Raw genomic sequence first — 23,468 nt, forward strand, 5'->3', positions numbered from 1 at the left:
ACCGTTTAGAACAATCGTTTTTTGTCTTAACCTTTTAAAAACCAAATATCGGTTTTAAAAGATTTATTTTCATGATTTGGTTTTTATACAATTAAATAAATCATTTTCTATCAATGATTATAAAATAAATATACATCGCTGTATTATTATAGAATTAGATTAAAAAATTGATAATTTTATAGTGATTATCTTTTTTCGTTTACGGTTTTTATGAAATTACAGTTTGATTTTTTAAACTATCCTTACAATTTCGAAAATGTTTTGAGGATTATACAAACACGTCAGTTGGATAAGGTTTTATCCTGTATACAGGAAATAGAGGAATGGGTAGGAAAAGGATATTATGCAGCAGGATTTATAACGTATGAAGCCGCGTCTGCCTTTCGTTCTTATTTGATAACGCATCCTCCTGAAAAAATGCCATTGTTATGGTTTGGTATTTTTGAAAAACCGATAAAAAGAAAATTCAAACCACAATCTAAAAAAATTGATTTTGGATTAATGAATTGGCAACCTGATTGTTCATGGCATGAATATCAACAAGCTATTGCAGCTGTTAAAAATCATATCGCTGACGGTGATACCTATCAGGTGAATTATACACTGAGAATGGGAACGGATTTCCAGGAAGACCCATATGAGTTCTATCTGCATATGTTGCAGGCCCAACAATCAAGTTATAGTGCATATCTGGATATTGGATTGTTTCAAATTCTTTCGGCATCTCCGGAATTGTTTTTTCAGGTAAAAGAAAGGAAAATTACTGCTAAACCGATGAAAGGAACAGCCCCAAGGGGATTAATCTTAACGGAAGACCTTGAAAACGGGAAAATATTGAATAATGAAAAAAATCGTGCTGAAAATTTGATGATTGTTGACTTGCTGCGTAACGATTTGGGACAAATTGCAGAGCAGGGAAGTGTGAAGGTTTCATCTTTGTTCGATAAAGAAAAATATCCTACAGTTTGGCAACTCACTTCAGAAATAACTGCACGATTAAAGGAAAAAACAACATTATTGGATATTTTTAGGGCGTTATTTCCATGTGGTTCTATAACTGGTGCACCGAAAGCAAATACAATGAAAATTATTCGAAAGCTTGAAAAACAGCCGCGTGAAGTTTATTGTGGTGCTATTGGGATAGTAACCCCTGATCAAGAAGCGATATTTTCCGTTCCTATTCGAACGTTGGTTGTCCAAAATAAAAAAGCTGTATATGGTGTTGGAGGAGGAATAACTTGGGATTCCACTTCCAAGGATGAATATCGTGAGGTTATTCATAAAATACAGGTTTTGTATGATCGCCGGATACCCGATCATTTACTTGAATCAGTCTTGCTAGAGAATGGATGTTATTTTCTTTTACCTTTACATCTGGACCGGCTGAAAAAATCGGCTGAATATTTTGATTTTTCCTTTAACCAGGCAGAATTGTTAAAAAGCCTGCAACATCTCTCCTGTCAATATGAACGAGGATGCTGGAAGGTAAGAATATTGTTAGATCAAAAAGGGTTAATTCAGATAGAAATTAATGCTATTCAGTCTTTACATCACGATTTGATCGCAAGATGGGCGAAAGAACCTGTTTTGTCAGATAATATGTTTCTATACCACAAAACGACAAAAAGGGATTTTTATCCTTCTGTTACATTGGATTGTGAACAATTACTTTTTAATGAGAGAGATGAAGTTACAGAATTTGTCAATGGAAATATTCTTTTGTGTAAAGGGGGGAAATGGGTTACGCCACCTGTCTCTTCTGGCCTCTTGAGAGGAACGATGTGTCAATATCTGTTGGATCAGGGCATGGCGACAGAACAGGTGATTTATAAACAGGATATACAGGTAGGAAGTCAGATCGCTTTTATAAACAGTGTTCGTAAATGGCGTAAAGTGATCTGGAAAAATTCGTTAAACGATTAAAATACTACAGATAAGATATTAAGATATCGAAGATATATTTGGGTTAAAATAACCAGATTTTTTAATGAGATTATTAATGAAAAATTATTTTATCGCACAATTAATCAAGAGGTTAATATGCAACAACATATTATAGATTTTTTACAGCAACATGGTTTTAAATTTAATCAGTTTACTTTGTTTTTAACAGCTGTATCTATTATCATCCTTACGGCGGCCATTGTTCATGTGATTTTACATCGGATTGTGTTGGTCCGATTGGTTCAATTTGCACAAAAAAGCACGCGACTATGGAGCAAGGTCGTTACAGAGAATCAGTTATTTAGCCGTATGGCTTTTACTGTGCAGGGGTTGATTGTCATACTGCAGACCACTTTTTGGGTGCATCAGGGTGTGAAAACGCTAGTTTTTCTTATGATTGCCGCAAAAGTTTGGGTATTGGTCTGTGCACTTCTGTCAATATTTTCATTTCTGGATATTGTTTTAAAATTTGCAAGTAAGCTGGATATAGCGGCACGGCTTCCGCTTGGAGGTATATTTCAAGGATTTAAATTATTGGCCGCACTGCTTTTTGGTATTTTTATTCTTTCCGTACTAATTGACAAATCGCCACTTATCCTGATCAGTGGACTGGGAGCCATGGCAGCTGTCATCATGTTGGTTTTTAAGGATTCCATTCTGGGCTTATCAGCGGGAGTTCAGTTATCTGCAAATAATATGATGCGTGTAAATGACTGGATCCAAATGCCCAAATATGGTGCGGATGGAATTGTAATGGATATTGGTTTGACAACTGTCAAGGTTCGCAATTTTGATAATACAATTACGATGATTCCTACCTATGCGCTTGTTTCCGATTCTTTTACCAATTGGCGTGGAATGCAGGAATCTGGCGGTAGACGGATCAAACGTTCTGTGTATATTGATGTTACAACCGTTCATTATATAACACCTGAGGAAAAGGAAAAAATATTAGAAAGCAAGTTGCTTCAACCCTTTGCAAATTCAGAAAAATATAAGGACAGGGTTGATCATAAAGAATTCATTATGGATTTAGGCAAATATTTATCCAAAGGCCAGTCAATCACAAATCTGGGTCTTTACCGTATCTATTTGGATTTATATTTGAAAAATCATCCTCGTATTCTTAATCAGATGACCTATATGGTGCGACAGATGGCCCCCGATGCAACAGGATTGTTACCGTTGGAGATTTATGGATTTAGCAATACAGTTGTCTGGAAGGATTACGAAGCCATTCAATCGGAAATTTTTGAACATGCCTATGCGGTTATTGAGGAGTTTTCATTAAGTGCATATCAAAATCCATCTGGAAACAGTTCTTCTGTGACAGTTTATCAGGGAAATGCTGCATAATGATTGATATGTAATAAGACAAGAATTTGTTGAACAGATCAACATTTAGATATTGTTTAACAAATTTCTTTTTATTGTTTTATATGAAATTCTATAGGAATATCCAAATTAATTAGTAAACCTTGGATATCATCGGGTGGAGGAGGAAGTTTTTTAACGCGGTGGGATAAAGTAAGGACTTCTCGATCCAAAATCAAATATCCGGAACTTTTTGCAAGACTGCTTGTTAGGATGATTCCCTGGCGATTTATGGTAATGTGCAAAATGGCGGTTCCCTCTAGGTTATCAGCTTGAGCTTCGGGCGGGTAATGTTTGAAACGTTCGAATTTATTTAAAACCATTCCCTGCCAGTTAGCGGATGTTGAAGAAGTGTGTATGACTTGTGCGTTTTGATCCTTTTCTGGTGGATGATCGGTATTATTATTTTTTGATGTGGATGTTGAATTTGATCCAGATTGAGAAGTATGTTGTGGAATAATATGTTGGGAAGGTTGCTTTATTTTGAGTTTAGAGAATTTTTCTATTCTTGGTATATCAGGTAGAATATTTGAGACAGGAAATTTTGGCAATAATTTTTGAATGGGTGTCAAGGGTTCTGTTTTGGCAAGTGTTGTAGGTTTATTCAATAATGGTGAAGTCGGAGTTTCTGTTCGATTGGGGGATAAGTCAAGTACAAGAGCATTGCTTTCAGTAACAACGGGTTTGTTGGGAACTGAAGAATTATTGTAAAAAAGAAAAAAAGGAAAAATAAGAATTAATAAAGAGACGATAAAGGAAACAATTATTATATAACGGTTTTCTTTAGATCTGAGATCATTTCGATTGGCTTGCCATTCTGTAAAGGAAATTTTGTCAGTAATCGTGGAGGTTTTCATGCCATTATTGTTTGTTTTGTAAATTTACCAAAGAAATTTTATGATAACCCGCGGCACGGAGTTGATCCATTACCATAATGAAAGAGCCGTAATCAATTTTGGTATCCGCATAAAGAAAGATATGTTCTTCCTTATTGCCATTTGTTGCAGTGTTAATACTGGGATTGATATCTTTTAATAAAATAGTTTTATCATTTAAGGTTAGGGTATGGTCTGTTTTCAGTGTTAGATAAACAGGGTGGTTGGGTTGTTCCATGTTTTTTGAGGAAGAGTAAGGCAAAGTGACCGGAATTTTTACTGTTGTCAAAGGTGCGGTAATCATAAAGATAATTAGGAGAACCAAAACCACGTCAATAAATGGTGTGACATTGATATCGCATATTTCTTTTGAATCGTTATCAGCATGACGCATACGGATCATGATATTTTTTCTCCCATCATTTTTGGTTGAAAGGGTATGATCTGTGTATTCTTGTCTTTTATTTGCAACTTGCTTATGTCACGAGAAACCAGGCGCATGAAAATGGTACTTAAGTCTGCAATTTTTGATCTGCAATTAGCGTTTGAACGAAGAATCATATTATAGAATATTACGGCAGGAATAGCGGTAACCAGACCAACAGCCGTGGCAAGTAAGGCTTCTGCAATTCCCGGGGCAACAGCTGTTAGACTTGTTGTTTGGGTGGAAACGATCCCTGTGAACGATGTCATGATTCCCCATACTGTTCCAAATAAACCTATAAACGGTGAAATCGCACCAATGGTTGCCAAAAAACCGGTTCCTTTATTTAAATAATGACCTTCATTGCTTTCAATTCTTTCTAATAACAATACAATCCTTTCCTTCAGCCCTTCCGAATCATGTGTCAAAACATTGGAACACTGATATTCATCCGTGATAGCCAATAACATTGTCCTACCAATTCCTTTTTTGGAAAGATCAATGTCAGGCATCAATTCTTTGGCATTTTGTAAACGGAACTTATCAATCAAAAGGTTATGGTTGAGGCGGAAAATCTCTATATATTTCGCTATAAAAATTGTCCAGCTGATTAAACAGGCAAGTAAAAGCATGATCATGACAAACTGCACAACAGGATTTGCATTTTCAAATAGTTGCCAGGGTGAAAAAGATAAAGTGGTCATTAGTTATCTCCATATAGACGATGAGAGATAAAATATGATCCTATAAATGTATCTGACATGATGTTAATCCAATAAGATCCTGTATATTTAATAAATTTTTTAACAGGCAATTCAACTTAATGAATTTATCTTATATTAAGTGATATTAATTATCAATATTAAGTGATATTAATTATTATTATCAAATTATGGAGCTGGTATTAAACTGGTGAGAAATCCTAAGATTAAATATTTTTCTGTATCGTAAAAAATAGAAAATTTTTATGTAAAGATGGTAATAAGGATATTTGTATTTAAAACCGGGTTATTTAATAAATAACCCGTTTTATGTAATTAAAGTTATGTCGTTACAAATTTAGCATAGGCAAGGATTTGGCTAAATGCGGTGGTGGCACTTTTAATGGTAGTGTGAATATCCAATTTTGCCTGGTTAATTGAATTTTGAAATATTTTCCAGGATGCGCCTCTTCCATCTTGATCTGGTGCCATATGTCGTGCCCCATAATTTTCAGATAAACCAATTTTTTCCACGCGTTTCAAAAGCGTATTTGCCCCAAGTTTAGATCCTTCGACAACATAAAGAAAACCTACCGCCTCAGAAGCATTCGTTGTGTTTGGTGAAGTAAAGGTAGTGGAAGGGATATCAATTTTTAAATCTTTCAAATCCTCTTTCACTTTTTCAAAGCGGTTGCGATTGATGAGATCGGGGATAATGGCTGTTAATGTTTGGTCATGATAATAATTGTTGGCATCACGATGAATATAATATTGAAGTGAGAGAAATTTCTTGTAGAGTTCAATGTTGTTGAATAATCCAAGGTTGGTAAGATAATGATCCAATTTTTCGTGAGTTTCCCGTGTTTGTTGACGTAAAGCTTCTGTTAAAGTAAGGGTTCCTGAGTCTGTCATGGTTGTGTTTCCATTATTGCATGAAAATTAATTAGTTAAGTTGGCTAAATTTATTTAACACCATAATTTTTAGACATATACCAATTAATAGTAATTATCAATATCAATTGATATTAAGAATCATTATTAATTCATTGACATTAAAATTCAGTTGTGTCATCAAAAAGTTAATAATAATCATTCACAATAACGATTGATGAATTCCATGCAAACTATTCAAAAAAAACATTTTTTTTTTCCATTTTCATATAAATTTCCATGGTTTGTAATGTCCGGTTTTTTAGGTTTGACCAATATATCAGTCTGGGGGCAATCTTCTAATCCCATTAATCAGGATTTATTGCCGGACCTCAAAACGCAACAGAGAGATGAACAAAAAAGATCGGATAAATTTAACCAGAAAAACAATATTAAAGGAACTTCGCTAAAGCTTTCTCCGATCCAAGTCAAGGGAAAATCAGACCCGATATTGTCTTATACAAAAATTGATCCCGATAAAGATTATAGCTCCCAAGGAAAATCAAGAGTTTTAACGACAACAACAACCTTTAAAACTTTCAGGGATAAACAGATCGATAGTTTGGAGGATTATTCGCGTCGTGTGGATGCGGCAATTAACTATAATTCAAATAATTATAGTATTAATATGCGGGGTCTTGATCAAAGTCGTTTATTAACAACGATTGATGGTATTCGTATGATGTGGGCAAATGATGGTGCATTTGCAAGTGCATTTACGACTCAACAGGGTGGTTTATCAACCTTTGATTTTAATTCTTTGGGTGGAATGGATGTTATTAAAAGTGCAGATTCCAGCTTTTTTGGAACAGGTTCTTTGGGTGGAGTGGTTGCCTTACGAACTTTTAATCCAGAGGATATTCTAAAATCAGGACAAAAATTTGGCGGGATTACAAAAACTACCTATGATGGCGTCAGTGCAAGCGCTTTGTTAAACCAGATTTTTGCCACACGTTACAAAAATACACTATTTTTACTGGAAGGAGGCTATTCCAATGGTAGTGAAACCGGAAATATGGGACATACTGGTGGGTATGGAAATACACGTACAAAACATAATCCTGCCTCTTACGATCAGGGAAGTTTTGTTGGAAAGGTCATCCATTATTTTTCAGGCGGTCATCGGCTAGGAATTACAGGAGAATGGGTCGATCGCAATGTTGATGAACATACATTGACTTCCCAACGGGTAAAAGAGGAATTTTATCGTACACAAAGTAAAAATCAACGCTCCCGTTTTTCTGTTCATTATGATTACAAGGCAAAGGACCCAGCTAAGGATTTATTTGGCGAAGGGCAGTTTATTGCCTATTGGCAGGATAATAATGTTATAACGAATATCTCAGATCGTTATGATTTAATGCCGAAGCGTGATTCGTGGCAGAAACTGGACATGGATGTTCAATCTTATGGAGTGGTTGGACATGCAACAATGAACGTGTTTACAAGCTCGATACATCATGCAATTACATATGGGGGTGAAGCTTATCTAACAGATACAAGTCAGTATCAATCAGGATGGAACGCTACCAAGAATCCATTCCTGCATAATAATTTTTCGGATATGCCAAATGTGCACGGGACTGATTTGGGGGCCATTTTACAAGATCGTATTGGCATTGGAAAAAATGAGTGGCTGCATATCACATCAGGTGTAAGGTTTGATTATTTTAAACGGGATCCGCATAACACTTCGAAATATCAAAACAATCCAATTTACAATGGATTGCCCAAAGGGGCCAGTGGCTCTCGTTACTCTCCAAAGATTTTGGTCGAAGCCCGGATTATTCATCAATTGGTTGCTTATGCACAATATTCACAATCCTATCGTGCACCCAGTGCAAATGAAGAGTATTTAAGTTATGGAACGCCTCCCATGTATCAGGTCACTGGTAATCCCGATTTAAAGGCTGAAACAGGTCGTGGTTGGGAAGTTGGACTTAAATATGGCAATTCAAGACGGGGCTTCAATATTGCCTTTTATGATAATTACTATCGCAATTATATTGATATGATTGGTATCAATCCTTGCACCGGAACACAAATGTGTTTTGGCTATGATAACCTGTCTCGTGTTCGTATTTATGGAACAGAGGCCAGTATGAACTGGGAATTCGATCCCAACTGGCATACGTGGGCCTCTTTTGCATATGCCCATGGACGTAATACAGATATAAATTATGCTTTAAGTTCAATAGCGCCTTTCCGGGGAATCATTGGGTTTGGATATAAAACAGATAATTGGGGAACGGATTTATCAAGTACTTTTGCAATAGCCAGGGATAATGCCAAATTTTTGAATAACACGGGTGTTCTTTCCAAACAGTGGAATACGCCAGGTTATGTTGTTTTTGATTTGACCGGATGGTACAGACCTTCTTTTTATCGTCCCTTGCGGTTTCAATTTGGTATGTATAATATGTTTGACAAAAAATATTATAATGCATCTTCTTTGCCGGTTGGACAATCCTCTCGTAGTCTACAGAAGGCATATTTCTCTCAACCGGGACGTTATTTCAAGGTGACTGCACGTATAGATTTCTGATTTGATTTTTTTAAAATTTTAAATTTTTGCATAGTATTCAGGTCTTTATATTTTTGTAAGATCCTGATTTATTATGCATAAAAGAAAATTAAATAAAATTTTTGAAAATGAATTGACGAATTACACGGAATTATAGTAAAGACATTTCATCACACAATGGCGGATGTAGCTCAGTTGGTAGAGCGCCGGTTTGTGGTACCGGTTGTCGCGGGTTCGATCCCCGTCATTCGCCCCATCCGACAATTTATTGTGACAATAAAATTTTTCCGTAAAACATGGTTTAAATTTGGCATTTAGTCCCTTTTATTTGCAGGCAATTAAATCAATTAGGACTGGTTGTACCAATTATTATAATACTTTGATTAATATTCATTATAACAAGAAGATTAAGATACAGAAAAATTTAGCGGAAATAATTTTCCATTATTGTATTGCTTGTCTAATTAATGCTGGATCATTGTAGTATTGTAGTAAGTAATAAGAATTTATTTGGTTTTTTGTCAAAGAGAATAGAAAATAATGTGGTATTATAATACCACATATTTAAAGTCGTTGAAAAACAAATAAAAATTAGTAAATATTAAAAAAAAACTTGACGAAAATCATACTTGAGTTAATAAACAAAAGTCAAATTACAGTTTTGCTCAATTAACGGAATCTAGAGTTAATGAAAACAACCATTTCGCTTAAACCAGCGGAAGTAACCAAGAATTGGGTTCTGATCGATGCGAAAGACATCGTTTTGGGACGTTTGGCTGCTATCGTTGCTAATCGCCTTCGTGGCAAGCATAAACCACAATATACACCCCATGTCGATTGTGGTGACAATATTATTGTTATCAATGCTGATAAAGTCGCCTTAACAGGCAAAAAAGTAGAACAGAAGATGTTCTATTATCATACAGGTTATCCCGGTGGGATCAAAGAACGTACGATCAGACAACGTTTGACGGGTAAAAATCCGGAACATCTTGTCATTAAGGCAGTTGAACGTATGATTAGCCGTGGTCCATTGCAGCGTAAACAGATGAAACATTTATATGTTTACGCCAGTGATGCTCATCCACATGAAGCACAGCAACCGGTTAAGCTCGATATAGCTGCGTTGAACCGAAAAAATAGCGTTAATAAAACTACAAAAGTTGGAGCCTGAGGAATATGTCAGAGACTCAAGAACGTACAGGCAGTTTGGCTGATCTGAAAGAGGCAGTTGTTGATACTGTTTTGGCACAACAGGAAGTTATCGTTCGTGAACCAAAGCGTGACCAGTTTGGTCGTGCCTACGCAACCGGTCGTCGTAAGGATGCCATTGCACGTGTATGGGTAAAACCCGGTAAGGGAGAGATTATTGTTAACGGACGTCCGGTAACAAGTTATTTCGCTCGTCCAGTTTTGCAGATGTTGTTGAATCAACCTTTTCAGGTAACCAATCGTGAAGGTGAGTTTGATGTTTACTGCACTGTAACAGGGGGAGGTTTGTCAGGACAGGCTGGCGCGGTTCGTCACGGATTAAGTCGTGCTTTATGCAACTATGAACCTGAATTACGTGCTGCATTAAAAGCGGCAGGTTTCTTGACACGTGATGCGCGTGTTGTTGAACGTAAGAAGTATGGTAAGGCAAAAGCCCGCCGTTCCTTCCAGTTCAGTAAACGTTAAGCCTTACAGCTTTATGAAATCAGGGGCGAGGAAAGGCATTATGCTTTTCTTCGCCTTTTTTATTTAAGCATATGTTTAATTATTAAAAACCGATTTATTTGGAATGACAATCATGACAGAAATGCCTAAAATTTTTATTGATGGGGAATATGGAACTACGGGGTTGGGTATACGACAACGTTTGGCGGATTTGCCAATTGAATTATGTTCGGTCCCCATTGAGCATCGTCATGATATAGATAAACGTCTTCAAATGATGGCGGCAGTTGATTTGGCGGTTTTATGTCTTCCGGATGAGGCTTCACGTGAGGCTGTTGCTCTTGTTGAGATGATGGAAAGTAAAAGACCGCGTATTTTGGATGCCAGTACAGCATTTCGAACAGATCCGGAATGGGTTTATGGATTTGCTGAATTGGATCCAGGGCAAGAACGAAAAATTGCAAAAGCCGATAAGGTTGCCAATCCTGGATGTTATTCCAGTGGAGCAATTGCTTTGCTTCATCCCTTGGTAAAGGCGGGTATAATTCCCGTAGACTATCCATTAACCATTAATGCTGTAAGTGGTTATAGTGGAGGAGGGAAAAAGTTGATTGCAGTTTATGAACAGGAAAAGAATGCACCTCCTTTCGAATTATATGCTTTAGATTTGAATCATAAGCATTTACCGGAAATTTGTCATTATTGCGATCTGGTGCAGGAACCTGTATTTGTTCCATCCGTAGGAAATTTTGCACAGGGAATGATTGTTTCGATACCTTTGCATGTTAATTTGTTAAATGGTACGGTCAAACAGCTTAAAACATGTTTGAAGGAACATTACTTTCAACGAAAAAATATTGTTTTTGTTGAGGATGGTTTAACGCGTCTTCCCGCAAACCAGCTGGCCTTTACCGATCGTATGGAGCTGAGGGTTCATTCAAATAATAGAAATGATCAGGTAATATTGACTGCAAGTTTGGATAATCTTGGAAAAGGAGCATCAGGGGCGGCCATCCAGAATATCAAATTGATGTTCGGTATATGAGGTATTTATCAATCAATATCATTGGAACAATAACCATTTGTATATAAAATTTTAATTGAAATGTTGATAAATGCAGATAATGATAATTTTTCGATGAAATCGAGGATAAGAATTATTCTAGAAAGATGTCTGGCAAATTTTATAGTAAGATCAGGTTATGAAATACAGTATTGAAACGTATTAGATAACCTGATTCTGTAATAATCTGAAATATGCTGTTCAGTTTCTCAACTGATTTTTATGATCCAACTGGTTTTGTGAGATATACGGTCCAGCGGCGATGACCTTTACGGTAAGGATCTTCCGGCCCTTTTGCAGAACATGCTGGTCCAGGGGCAGGAGAGCATAGCCGTCCGTCCAGCGGCAGGGTATGTTTTCCTGATTATGCCACCCTTCAAGTTTCCTGGTTTCCAGGTGGGCTTTGACATAGTGGTTCTCCCTGTTGTCAAACAGGGTGATGGTTTCGATCAGTACGCCGAGACTGCGCCTGTCATCAACGAAGGGACCGATGGCATCGCATGGGCGACTGCTATTTGAAACGATATGGACATGATGAACGGGACTGGGGAGAACAAAGACATAATTTCCATTTCCCGTTACCGGCCATTGTGGATGGATAACCTCGCCTTTGTCAGTAATGATATGAAGATTTGTGGAATGGGTGATTGTTTCTGGCGCAACCATGTTCTTCATGCCCAGATGCAATGCCCTCTGTTTCAAATGGGCATGGACAGGTTCAACGGCCTCACGACTTGTTTCCAGAGGGGCTGCGGCATCCTGTGTCCAGTCTTTTGTCTCCTGTCTTAACTGAACCACCTTTTCAGGATTGTGGAAATTTTTATGGTTGTCCGTATTGAGGTAGCTTTCGGACAATACGCCATCCGCCTTGATAACGCCATGTTCCTCCAGTTCGAGATGATAATAGGTATATTCGGTTTTTGAATAATCGTAACGGATGGAGTGATGATTGACCAGCATGCGGGCGGGGATGAACTTTTCATCAATATAGAGACAATGTTCCGGCGTGATGCGCATATCCTTGTATGGGATATTGTCAGCCAGGGCGTCTTTGACGATATGGATGGCATAACCCGCCACATCATCGGGCCTGTTCCTGCGGACACTGTGGTGACCCGATCCGACCCAGGTCACGGGTTTGAGAACCCTCGCGGAGCCTTCATATGCATAAACCATGTCTCCGGCACGGATCTCTTCTATGGCCTTCAATCCGTCTCTTGTCTCTATCATCGTGCCACAAAGGTAACAGGGTTGGGGATTATCAGTGTTCAGTCCCGGCACATAATCTATGGAATAGTTGTGATTAGTGTTTATTGTTGGATTGATGAATTGTCCTGTAGTTCCGACAGTTACGCGAGTCAATCCGTTGGTTAACCAGATGGATTGATTGGGTGGAGGGTTGTTGTTAGTCTGATTATAGACAGGGGGGTTGTTTCCATTCAAGCAAATATTATTATTATTTGCGATATTTAATTTCCCACTTGCTGACCAGGATGTTTCATAAATCGTATCATTTTGAGACAAACCGTCGATATAATGGCCATTACTTGAAAATTCTGGCGAGAAATAAGTATTGTTTATTGACTTTCCACCTTGTTCGATCCCTATATAACCATCATAAAATTTTGAATTTTTTAGGGTGCCACCTTTTTGTATAAAAACGTTCTGCCAACTATTATTGGCAAAAATTTCAGCACCGTCTACAACCGCTCCATCTTGAATATAGATATTGTTAATGTTGAAAATATTTACTGGATCATTACCTCTGTAAATGATAATTCCGGCTCCATTTTTATAGACATTCTGTCTAATCATATTACCGGCAGGATCTGAAGCGATTTCAGAGCTGATATAAATTGAGGTGGTACCACCCGTACCGATGATATTGATATGATCGTTGGAAATGTTATAGTTTTTTACATAGTTTTCAATATCATCCCCGGTAATCTGTTCTTGAGAAAATTGGGCGGTTCTGCTGACTGATACGGTCAGCTTGTTTGATGAAGGGTTGTATCTGTAAAGATCCGGTATATTGGGATTTGTTACTTTACTGTTGTTATTGAGGGTAAGATTGGCAGTATTATTATCACTTGATTGAAAATAAGAGTTGGGTTGATTCTTGTAACTATTGCCACTTAAACTTTGACCTCCCAGATTATAACCGCTTCTTGTAGTATTTGGGTTAAGGAATGAGTCATTATCTGAAGTGGCGGAACCGTTCATGATAACGGGGCTGGAAATAAAAGTGTTGTTGGTTGAACTGCCACCATTCATCGTAACATTTTGATTGAATATATTTGAATCCTGGAGTGTTCCACCAGTATTGATTGTAATGGCTGAATTGTTAGAGGGGCTGTTTTTGATCAAAAGGAAATTTGAACCTGAAACAGTTGCACCATTTGTAATGGTTACAGTGCTGTCAACAAAATTGATGGGTCCTGAATAGGCTTGTGATGGATCAGATGTAAGATGATTATTTGTTGATAGGCTGAAATACTGCCCATTGGTTGAGTTTATTGTGTAGACAGTGCGGCCATCACTTAATTTAACGGCATACCAATTGCCACTATCAATGATCGGATTGTTATTTTGTAATATATAACTGTTTAGATCTGTATTTTCGACATTTTTTAATTGATTGGAAGCCGCATCATCTCTTGTAAGGCGATTATTTGAGAAAGTTTGAATAGAATCTTGACTGTTCTCTTCAATATAGGATGTATGATATTGATATGAATGGACAAATGAATGATTTATTTTGAATGTATCATCATCTTTTTCATCTTTACGCAAATAATCTTTTTTTTGGTTTGTCATCAGTGATTCTCATATAATTTTTATTATAAGCATGTCAGAAAGTAAGTATTTGTAATGTTTATTATTTAAGTAATACTTTCATGAGAATGCTATTTATTATTTAATAGATTTAATTATTATAATGTTACTAATTTATTTAGTAAATTAAATTTGATAATTGAAATGTAATATTTTGAATACATTTATTCTTTTTTAATAAATATTAGATTTTTATTAAAAAATAGTTAGATAGGGATTCACCTGATTTTATTTTCAATAAATATATGGAAAATGACATTATAAAGTAATAGCCTGATCGGGATATGGATTAAGTAATAAAATTTCTAGAATCAAACGGGTTTTATAAAAAAAGCTGGATCAATTTATCTGATCCAGCCTTATAAGTGATATAAAACGGTATCTGTAATTTTTATTATGATGACATTATTTTTTTATGATCCAACTGGTTTTGTGAGATATACGGTCCAGCGGCGATGACCTTTACGGTAAGGATCTTCCGGCCCTTTTGCAGAACATGCTGGTCCAGGGGCAGGAGAGCATAGCCGTCCGTCCAGCGGCAGGGTATGTTTTCCTGATTATGCCACCCTTCAAGTTTCCTGGTTTCCAGGTGGGCTTTGACATAGTGGTTCTCCCTGTTGTCAAACAGGGTGATGGTTTCGATCAGTACGCCGAGACTGCGCCTGTCATCAACGAAGGGACCGATGGCATCGCATGGGCGACTGCTATTTGAAACGATATGGACATGATGAACGGGACTGGGGAGAACAAAGACATAATTTCCATTTCCCGTTACCGGCCATTGTGGATGGATAACCTCGCCTTTGTCAGTAATGATATGAAGATTTGTGGAATGGGTGATTGTTTCTGGCGCAACCATGTTCTTCATGCCCAGATGCAATGCCCTCTGTTTCAAATGGGCATGGACAGGTTCAACGGCCTCACGACTTGTTTCCAGAGGGGCTGCGGCATCCTGTGTCCAGTCTTTTGTCTCCTGTCTTAACTGAACCACCTTTTCAGGATTGTGGAAATTTTTATGGTTGTCCGTATTGAGGTAGCTTTCGGACAATACGCCATCCGCCTTGATAACGCCATGTTCCTCCAGTTCGAGATGATAATAGGTATATTCGGTTTTTGAATAATCGTAACGGATGGAGTGATGATTGACCAGCATGCGGGCGGGGATGAACTTTTCATCAATATAGAGACAATGTTCCGGCGTGATGCGCATATCCTTGTATGGGATATTGTCAGCCAGGGCGTCTTTGACGATATGGATGGCATAACCCGCCACATCATCGGGCCTGTTCCTGCGGACACTGTGGTGACCCGATCCGACCCAGGTCACGGGTTTGAGAACCCTCGCGGAGCCTTCATATGCATAAACCATGTCTCCGGCACGGATCTCTTCTATGGCCTTCAATCCGTCTCTTGTCTCTATCATCGTGCCACAAAGGTAACAGGGTTCTTCCTGAGCATTATCCCTGTAATCCAAAATATATTTGCTATTACTTGATATCGTCGGATTAATTAGTTTTCCGTTACCCGCGACATGGATTTGGGTTGTACCACTGGCTACGGTAAATTGTGTATTGTTTGGAGGGTTATAGCTTTTGTCATTATAAACAACATTATTATTGCCATCAATATATCGACATTCATTATTTGCGATATTTACGAGACCTTTTACGGTTCCAGAACTCTCAAAGAATTTGTCGTCCTGTGAAGTGCCTTCCATTCGATGGTCGCCCAGATTGTCCCATTCGGAATACCAGAATTCCGGTGAATAATAAGTATTGTTTATTGACTGTCCACCTTGTTCAATGCCTACATAACCATCATAAAATTTTGAATTTTTTATGGTTCCGCCATTTTGGACAAGGAGTCTTGGGATATTGTTTCCCAAAATTTGCGCGCCGTCAAGAACTGCACCTTTGGTGACAATAACCTTGTATACATTGTAAAAATTAATTTTTTTATTACCACGGTAGATTTCATGTCCGGCACTATCCCGATAGACATTTACTGTTTGGGGTACACCTGATGAATCCAAAACAGGTTTTCCATTTTGGTCCAGAACGTTTTCTGTGTATACATAGACACAATTGTTACTGCTACCGTTATTTGGGCCAATAATGTTCAGGCTGTCATTTTGAATAACGGTACTGGCGAGGTATTTATCAAGTTCTGGACCAGTAGGCACCCCCTTTGTTTCAAATTGTGCTGTATTTACCACATTTATAGTCATGGTATTATTTGAGTTGTTCAATGGAACATTCGGTATATGGGGATTTCTGACAATACTTCTGTCATTTACGTTTACATCAGCAGATCCATTATCACTGGATAGAAAGGTGTTGTCATGTTTGGTATCAAGATAGCTTCTATTTGTATAACTGATTCCTTTTAAATCATAATATCCTGTTTTAGAGGAAAAATTGACGAAAGAATCCCCATCGGATATGGTTGTTCCACTTATGTTAACGGGGGAGGAAATAAAAGTGTTGTTGTTGGAATGACTATTGCCAGTAAAAATTACGTTTTGATTGAAAATATTGGAATCTTGCAGTGTTCCACCATTATTGTATAATGTTCTTGAATTGTCACTGGCAAGGAAATTCAATCCAGAGACAACAGCCCCATTTTCAATGTAAAAATCGGAATTTATGATATTAACAGGACCTGAATAGGCTTTATTGGGATCATTGGTTAGGTGATCCTTGTCGTGTAAACTGAAATAGGGGCCATTTGTGCCGGTTCCCCGTTGATAGACTGTTTTACCATTGTCAAGTTTAACGGCATGCCATGGAATGGTTCCATCCAGGATTGGATTACTGTTACGGACGGTATAATTTGCAAAATCGACATTGTTATCGAATTTCAATGGATTTTTACTGGTATCAGCAGATAGGTCAGGATCCACACCCGGATAATTATAGTTTGGCGAACTGTTTGGATCATTATTTTCCCCCCCGCCAAAATAATCCAGATAATAACTATTGTAGCTTGATATACTTGGATCAATGAATTGCCCTCCATAACCGATATGCAGTTGCATAAATCCATTGACAACCGAAAAGCGTTGGCTTTTGGATGGATTTTTAGTGGGATCGTTTACAGTAAAACCATTTTGATCGAAATAAACGTTGGCATTATCACTAATGTCTAAAAGATTCTGGTAAGAGTGTGCAGATTCATAGAATTTATCATTTTTGGAGATCCCTTCCATGCGGCTGGTGACATTATTTCTGCTGTACCAGAATTCGGGTGAATAATAGGTGTTATTGAGTGATTGACCCCCATTCTGAATCCCGATGTAGCTATCGAAAATATTGGAATTTTGAAGAATGCCTCCGTTTTCAACCAGGATACTGGGAATTGCTCCGCCAAAAATTTGTGCATGATCCAGTACCGCGCCTTTTCTGACAATTATTCTTGAGACATTATAGATATTGACAGGATCGTTTCCCCGATAGAGTACATTATTTTTTGAATCCCGGTATGTTGTTGCTGTTTGTGTTACTCCATTGGCGTCTGTAAATGTCTCGTTGGTGACATATACAACGTTATAATCACTGAAACTTCCGTCACCGATAATGGATTTATAATTATTTTTGATTATTATGTTGTTCAAATATTCATCAATGTTGTTTGCGGAATAAAAATCCTGTTTTCCGAATCTTGCTCCTTGATCAACATTGATCTGCGTACTTTTCGTGCCGGCTGGAATCTGCGTATCGGCGGTGACAGTGGGATTGGTGACGATGGTATAGTCTTTTATATTGATTGTTGTTGTTCCACCCTTACTAAAGAAAAAATTTCCTGATGAGGGGGTCTGTTGGGAGGCTATACCCGTTAAAGTCCAGCTACCCACTGATAGGATGTAGGCATTGGTAAATGAATCGTTGTCTGACTGAGTGTTGCCGGCCATTGTGGTGGGGCAGCTATAGTAATTGTTATTACTGGAAAAACCATTGTTGATGTAGACATTTTGATTGAAAATATTGGAATTTTGCAATTTACCATTTTGATCAACGGTAAGCGTATATTGATTCCCGTCAGTGGAAAAGTAATTGAGTTCTGATACTACGGCTCCATTCTCGATATGCAAATTGCTGTTGATAATGTTTACAGGGCCAGAATAGGCATAGTTTGGATCAGTGGTTGTGTGATCAGCCGTATACAGGCTAAAGTATGAATTTGTACCGTTCTGATTATATCCGCCCTTACTATATATAGTTTTTCCATTATAGTTAATGGCGTACCAATCACCGGTATTAAGGATGGGATTGTTATTGTGTATGGAATATCCTATCGAATCAAAAGTGCTTATTTGGTCTTCGGTGACGTTATTTTTATTTGCCAAATTAACAGGATAATAAATATAGTTTACAAAATGATTTGTTTTAAATTTATTTTCATCTGTTAAATCTTTGCGTTTGTCGTCTTTTACATGTTTAACCATAAGTAATCTCTTATTTTTACTTTATTTTTTCGTTCCTAAAATATTATTATTAGTATAATACAACATAATATACAAACATGTTATTTATTAATAAGTAATTTTTACTAATATAAAACGAAATTTATAGTAATAATCATTAAATTTATTTAATATCATTTAATGAACTATTGATTTTTATAATTTTTTAAATTTTGCTAAAGCAGTGAATATTTTTGGTTACTTTAAAAGTTTTGCAAGGTTTGTTTTTTATTGGAATTAATTTTTTTATTAAAAAAACTCTAAAAAAACTTAAATGAATATAAGTTAAATAAATGATGTATAAGTAACCAGTTTCATAATTTTTTGTATAAAATTTAATTATAATGTGAATATTATGTATTTTAAATGAAAAAATCTTTGAAAAACACTTGCAATTTTTTTAATTTTTTTTAAAAACAAGATTGTCTTTTGGTGGTGTTATCTGCTAAGAGAAAATAAGCAAGCGAGAGTGACGGAACGGTAGACGTAGTCGACTCAAAATCGACCGCCGCAAGGCGTGGGGGTTCAAATCCCCCCTTTCGCACCAATTCACGTTATCTGTTAACGTGCAATGAATGGTTATTAACGCTTATGTCAAGATTGTCCATATCTCCCAAACCCCAAAAAAAACCTGAAAATCCATGTTTTTCATCTGGTCCTTGCGCAAAACGTCCCGGATGGAATATCAATGTTTTGCAAAATGCTCTGGTAGGGCGGTCACATCGTTCCATGGAAGGGCGGGCCAGGTTACATGATGTCATTCACCGCTCTGCTGAAATACTTGATGTTCCTGAAGGATGGAAATTGGGTATTGTGCCCGCTTCAGATACCGGGGCTGTTGAAATGGTTTTGTGGGCTTTGCTAGGGTCTCGTCCTGTTGATGTGCTTTCTTATGACAGTTTTTCTGCGGAATGGGTTACCGATGTTGTTGAACAGTTAAAACTGTCCAATATTAATATTATTTATGCAGAGTATGGTGAATTGCCAAATCTGGATGAAATTCAGTGGGATAATGATGTTGTAATGGTGTGGAATGGAACGACTTCGGGTGTTAAAATTCCCAATGGAGATTTCATTCCTGACCATCATGATGGATTGGTTATTTGTGATGCGACCTCGGCTGTTTTTTCGATGGATCTACCATGGTCGAAACTTGATGTGGTAACGTGGTCCTGGCAAAAGGTTTTGGGTGGGGAAGCCGCGCATGGAATGCTTGCTCTATCACCACGTGCAGTGAGACGTCTAGAAAAAACAAAACAGTTAAGACCCTTGCCTAAAATCTTCCGTGTATTGAAACAGGGAAAATTGAACGAAAAAATTTTTGAGGGAGATACAATCAATACTCCGTCAATGCTTTGTGTTGAAGACGCGCTGGATGGTTTGAGATGGGCTCAATCTGTCGGGGGATTGGCAGGATTGAAACGTCTTAGTGAAAATAATCTGAGGATTGTCAGCCAATGGGTTGCTAAAACGGCATGGATTGAATTTCTTGCAAAAGATGAGAAGTATCGCTCACATACCTCTATTTGTTTAAAAATTGTGGACCCTTGGTTTGTTGCGTTGGATAATAAAAGTCAGAAAACGGTTTTATCGAAACTGACTGGTCTTTTGGCTGAGGAACAGGTCGCTTATGATATTGCCAGTTATCGTGATGCTCCTCTGGGATTGAGGTTATGGGGTGGGGCAACGGTGACTGCTGCATCTATGGAGGCCCTGTTACCTTGGCTTGATTGGGCGTTTGCGATGGTAAAGGCGGATGGCTGAATCATACGGGAAGATGATTAAAGGTAAAAAGCAACTATACATATGATTGATGATCTGGAAATAAGTAACGCATTGCTCCCCGTTGGTTTTTGCGATGTCTTGCCCTCTGATGCTGAGACAGAAGCGCGTGGTTTGCAAAAAATGATGAATATTTTTGCTAATTACGGTTATGATCGGGTCAATCCACCTTTATTGGAATTCGAGCAGAGTCTTCTTGCGCATGCGGGCAAAGGAATTGCAGAGCAAACTTTTCGGATAATGGATCCAGAAACACGTTATATGATGGGCTTGCGCGCAGACATTACACCTCAGATTGCCAGAATTGCTGCGACACGATTGATCAATTCACCACGTCCTTTGCGGTTGTCGTATGCTGGTCTCTGTATTTGGGTTAAAGGGGCAAGACATTCAGCAGCCCGTCAAATTTTACAGACTGGCATTGAATTAATTGGCATCGATAATGCACAGGCTGATGCCGAGGTGATTCTTGTGACTGCACAGGCATTGCAGGCGCTTGGGATTCAGGCCTTCAGTTTTGATTTAATGATGCCGCAGCTGGTGCAGGCAATTATTGGCCCGGAAAATTTTACCTCTGCACAATTGGGTGCGTTAATGCGTGCATTGGATCGTAAAGATGTTGCCGCCGTAAAATATTATGGCGGGGATTATTCGGATATTTTGACAGCTATGTTGCAGGCGGCAGGTCCTGCGGATCAGGCTATTGGCGCATTGCGAAAATTAGATTTCCCAGCAGAGGCCCAACGGTTGTTTGAACGGTTGTTGGCTTCTGTAAAAGCGGTGCGAAATCAAGATCCGGATATTGAATTGACTATTGATCCTGTTGAATTTAGAGGCTGGGATTATCATACAGGATTATGTATTTCCGTTTATGCTGATGGTATTAGTGGTGAAGTTGGTCGGGGTGGAAGATATCTTTCCAATAATCAGGAACCTGCTTGTGGTTTAACCCTTCGTCCAGATATTTTGTTGCAAAGAGCGGAAAGACCTTTGAGCAAATCAAGAGTTTTTGTTCCCTATGATTGTCATAGAATTGAGGAGTTGAGCAAACTGCATGAAGAGGGATATGTTACATTAATGAGTTGTGCGGTTGAAGGCGATCCTGAAGAAGAGGCTCATCATTTAAATTGTCAATATATATACAAAAAAGGAAAGTTGTTTCCTTTGTAATTGGTGTAAGCGCTTTAATCATTTAATATTTGTGTAATTTTATAAATAAGGTTGTTTAGATAAGGAAGTCTATATGTCCAGTGTTACCATTGTCGGTTCCCAATGGGGAGATGAGGGAAAAGGAAAGATTGTTGATTGGCTGGCCAGTCAGGCAGATGTTGTAGTAAGATTTCAGGGCGGACATAACGCTGGACATACCCTGGTTATTGATGGAAAAAGTTATAAATTATCATTATTGCCTTCCGGTGTAGTTAGGCAAAAAATTAGTATTATTGGCAATGGGGTTGTTGTTGATCCACAGGCCCTGTTAAATGAGATTGCCAAGTTTAAAGATCAGAATATCGAAATTACTCCAGATATTTTAAAAGTAGCCGAGAATTGCCCTTTGATTTTGCCTTCTCATGTGGCCTTGGATCAGGCTCGTGAAAAAGCACGTGGAGAACATAAAATTGGAACAACCGGTCGAGGTATCGGACCCGCTTATGAAGATAAAGTGGCGCGTCGTGCCATTCGCTTGTGTGATTTGACAGAACCGGAAACGCTAGATTGGCGTTTGGATGAGTTATTGGCTCATCATAATGCCTTATTGGTATCATTGGGTGAAAAAACATTTTCAAAAGATGAAATTCTATCCTATCTCAATACTATTGCTGTAAAGGTTTTACCTTTTATGGCACCCGTTTCAGAATTAATGGCAAGTTATATTAAAAATAATAAATTTGTGCTATTTGAAGGGGCACAGGCCATAATGTTGGATGTAGATCATGGAACCTATCCTTTTGTAACCAGTTCAAATACTGTGCCTGCTCAAACGGGGATTGGTAGCGGTACAGGTCCACGGACAGGCGGATACATACTTGGAATTGCCAAGGCCTATACGACAAGAGTTGGTGCAGGGCCATTTCCAACCGAGCTATTTGATGAAACTGGAAAATATTTAGGTGAAAAAGGTTATGAGTTCGGTACGGTAACAGGACGGCCAAGACGCTGTGGATGGTTCGATGCTGTACTGGTACGTCGTGCAGTTCAAGTTGGTGGATTGGATGGTTTGGCCTTGATGAAACTAGATGTTCTGGACGGCTTAAAAGAGGTCAAAATTTGTGTCGGGTATCAATTGGACGGTCAGAATATAGAGCGTTTTCCATATACTTTGGAAGCGCAAAAAAGATTGAAACCTATTTATGAAACGATGTTAGGATGGAATGAAAAGACCTCTGGTATTCGGTCAAAGAAAGAATTGCCGGCAGCAGCAAGAAATTATATTGAACGTATTGAAGCATTGATAGGGGTTAAGGTTGCTGTCATTTCAACCAGTCCTGAACGTGAAGATACAATATTATCCGAGAATTTTTTGCCAAACTAATTTTAAGATAATTTATTGTCTTTTTGTGACCCCTGACAAGGGGTCTTTTATAATTCTCATTTTACGTTTCTTAATTCGTTCTATAAATATTTATTTGTGAATAAAAGATTTTTATTAAGAAAATTTTAATGAATTTTATTCAAAAAAAGATTTGAAAATTAATATTTATATGAAAAAGAAACAAAAACCACCTTTTAATATATGTTCAAGAAATGATTTAAGGATATATTATAGATAATTTTATTTTATTGCTTAAATATAATGATCGAAAAGATAGATTGTAACTAAGAATCATTTGAAACAAATTTATCTGATCGTAAAATTAATAACAGTATGTTTTAAATTTTTTTATCTTTTGAAATTTG

Annotated in this window: 15 protein-coding genes and 2 tRNA genes; 11 read left to right on the forward strand and 6 right to left on the reverse strand. The window is 37.6% G+C overall.

Annotated elements, in window-relative coordinates; all coding sequences use genetic code 11:
- Positions 1-210: 210 nt before the first annotated feature.
- Complete coding sequence (pabB, locus tag GN303_RS01540) at positions 211-1,923, forward strand: aminodeoxychorismate synthase component I (protein WP_110439371.1); 1,713 nt, start codon at positions 211-213, stop codon at positions 1,921-1,923.
- A 117-nt stretch (positions 1,924-2,040) separates the two neighbouring features.
- Positions 2,041-3,300 carry a mechanosensitive ion channel family protein gene (locus GN303_RS01545; protein ID WP_110439372.1) on the forward strand — a complete coding sequence of 420 codons (1,260 nt, stop codon included), beginning with the start codon at positions 2,041-2,043 and terminating at the stop codon, positions 3,298-3,300.
- Between the two features lie 71 nt (positions 3,301-3,371).
- Here GN303_RS01545 and GN303_RS01550 read toward each other — a convergent pair whose 3' ends face one another.
- From GN303_RS01550 to GN303_RS01565, 4 genes are all read right to left on the reverse strand, one after another.
- Positions 3,372-4,175: an energy transducer TonB family protein gene (locus GN303_RS01550; protein WP_110439373.1), complete on the reverse strand. Its 804-nt coding sequence runs from the start codon at positions 4,173-4,175 to the stop codon at positions 3,372-3,374.
- Positions 4,176-4,179: 4 nt separating this feature from the next.
- Entirely contained in the window at positions 4,180-4,596 is a 417-nt protein-coding gene (locus GN303_RS01555; protein WP_110439374.1) for a biopolymer transporter ExbD, read from the reverse strand.
- Positions 4,593-5,321: a tonB-system energizer ExbB gene (gene exbB, locus GN303_RS01560; protein WP_110439375.1), complete on the reverse strand. Its 729-nt coding sequence runs from the start codon at positions 5,319-5,321 to the stop codon at positions 4,593-4,595. The genes GN303_RS01555 and exbB overlap by 4 nt, the downstream gene beginning before the upstream one ends.
- 339 nt (positions 5,322-5,660) lie before the next feature.
- On the reverse strand, positions 5,661-6,230 hold the full coding sequence (locus GN303_RS01565; RefSeq protein ID WP_110439376.1) for a biliverdin-producing heme oxygenase: 570 nt from the start codon (positions 6,228-6,230) through the stop codon (positions 5,661-5,663).
- A gap of 268 nt (positions 6,231-6,498) precedes the next feature.
- Between GN303_RS01565 and GN303_RS01570 the strand changes: the two genes are divergently transcribed.
- From GN303_RS01570 to argC, 5 genes are all read left to right on the forward strand, one after another.
- Complete coding sequence (locus GN303_RS01570; protein ID WP_110439496.1) at positions 6,499-8,793, forward strand: TonB-dependent hemoglobin/transferrin/lactoferrin family receptor; 2,295 nt, start codon at positions 6,499-6,501, stop codon at positions 8,791-8,793.
- Positions 8,794-8,952: 159 nt separating this feature from the next.
- Positions 8,953-9,028 (forward strand) — tRNA-His (locus GN303_RS01575).
- A 432-nt stretch (positions 9,029-9,460) separates the two neighbouring features.
- A complete protein-coding gene (gene rplM / locus GN303_RS01580) occupies positions 9,461-9,946 on the forward strand; it encodes a 50S ribosomal protein L13 (RefSeq protein ID WP_110439377.1) in 486 nt (161 codons plus the stop codon).
- A 5-nt stretch (positions 9,947-9,951) separates the two neighbouring features.
- A complete protein-coding gene (rpsI, locus tag GN303_RS01585) occupies positions 9,952-10,449 on the forward strand; it encodes a 30S ribosomal protein S9 (protein ID WP_110439378.1) in 498 nt (165 codons plus the stop codon).
- 112 nt (positions 10,450-10,561) lie between these two features.
- Positions 10,562-11,473, forward strand: coding sequence for an N-acetyl-gamma-glutamyl-phosphate reductase (argC, locus tag GN303_RS01590; RefSeq protein ID WP_110439379.1), 912 nt, complete (start codon positions 10,562-10,564; stop codon positions 11,471-11,473).
- A 219-nt stretch (positions 11,474-11,692) separates the two neighbouring features.
- Here argC and GN303_RS01595 read toward each other — a convergent pair whose 3' ends face one another.
- Positions 11,693-14,308 carry a Hint domain-containing protein gene (locus GN303_RS01595; RefSeq protein WP_110439380.1) on the reverse strand — a complete coding sequence of 872 codons (2,616 nt, stop codon included), beginning with the start codon at positions 14,306-14,308 and terminating at the stop codon, positions 11,693-11,695.
- Positions 14,309-14,720: 412 nt separating this feature from the next.
- The gene (locus tag GN303_RS01600) at positions 14,721-18,770 is read right to left on the reverse strand and encodes a Hint domain-containing protein (protein ID WP_110439381.1); all 4,050 of its coding nucleotides are present in this window, start codon (positions 18,768-18,770) and stop codon (positions 14,721-14,723) included.
- 481 nt (positions 18,771-19,251) lie between these two features.
- Here GN303_RS01600 and GN303_RS01605 point away from each other — a divergent pair.
- The 4 genes from GN303_RS01605 to GN303_RS01620 all read left to right on the forward strand — a co-directional run bounded on the left by GN303_RS01605 (position 19,252) and on the right by GN303_RS01620 (position 23,103).
- Positions 19,252-19,335 (forward strand) — tRNA-Leu (locus GN303_RS01605).
- Positions 19,336-19,379: 44 nt separating this feature from the next.
- A complete protein-coding gene (locus tag GN303_RS01610; protein ID WP_110439382.1) occupies positions 19,380-20,552 on the forward strand; it encodes a phosphoserine transaminase in 1,173 nt (390 codons plus the stop codon).
- Between the two features lie 42 nt (positions 20,553-20,594).
- Complete coding sequence (locus GN303_RS01615; protein WP_110439383.1) at positions 20,595-21,740, forward strand: ATP phosphoribosyltransferase regulatory subunit; 1,146 nt, start codon at positions 20,595-20,597, stop codon at positions 21,738-21,740.
- 73 nt (positions 21,741-21,813) lie between these two features.
- On the forward strand, positions 21,814-23,103 hold the full coding sequence (locus tag GN303_RS01620) for an adenylosuccinate synthase (RefSeq protein WP_110439384.1): 1,290 nt from the start codon (positions 21,814-21,816) through the stop codon (positions 23,101-23,103).
- Positions 23,104-23,468 lie beyond the last annotated feature (365 nt).

The sequence above is a fragment of the Commensalibacter melissae genome (assembly GCF_009734185.1).
Taxonomy (GTDB): domain Bacteria; phylum Pseudomonadota; class Alphaproteobacteria; order Acetobacterales; family Acetobacteraceae; genus Commensalibacter; species Commensalibacter melissae.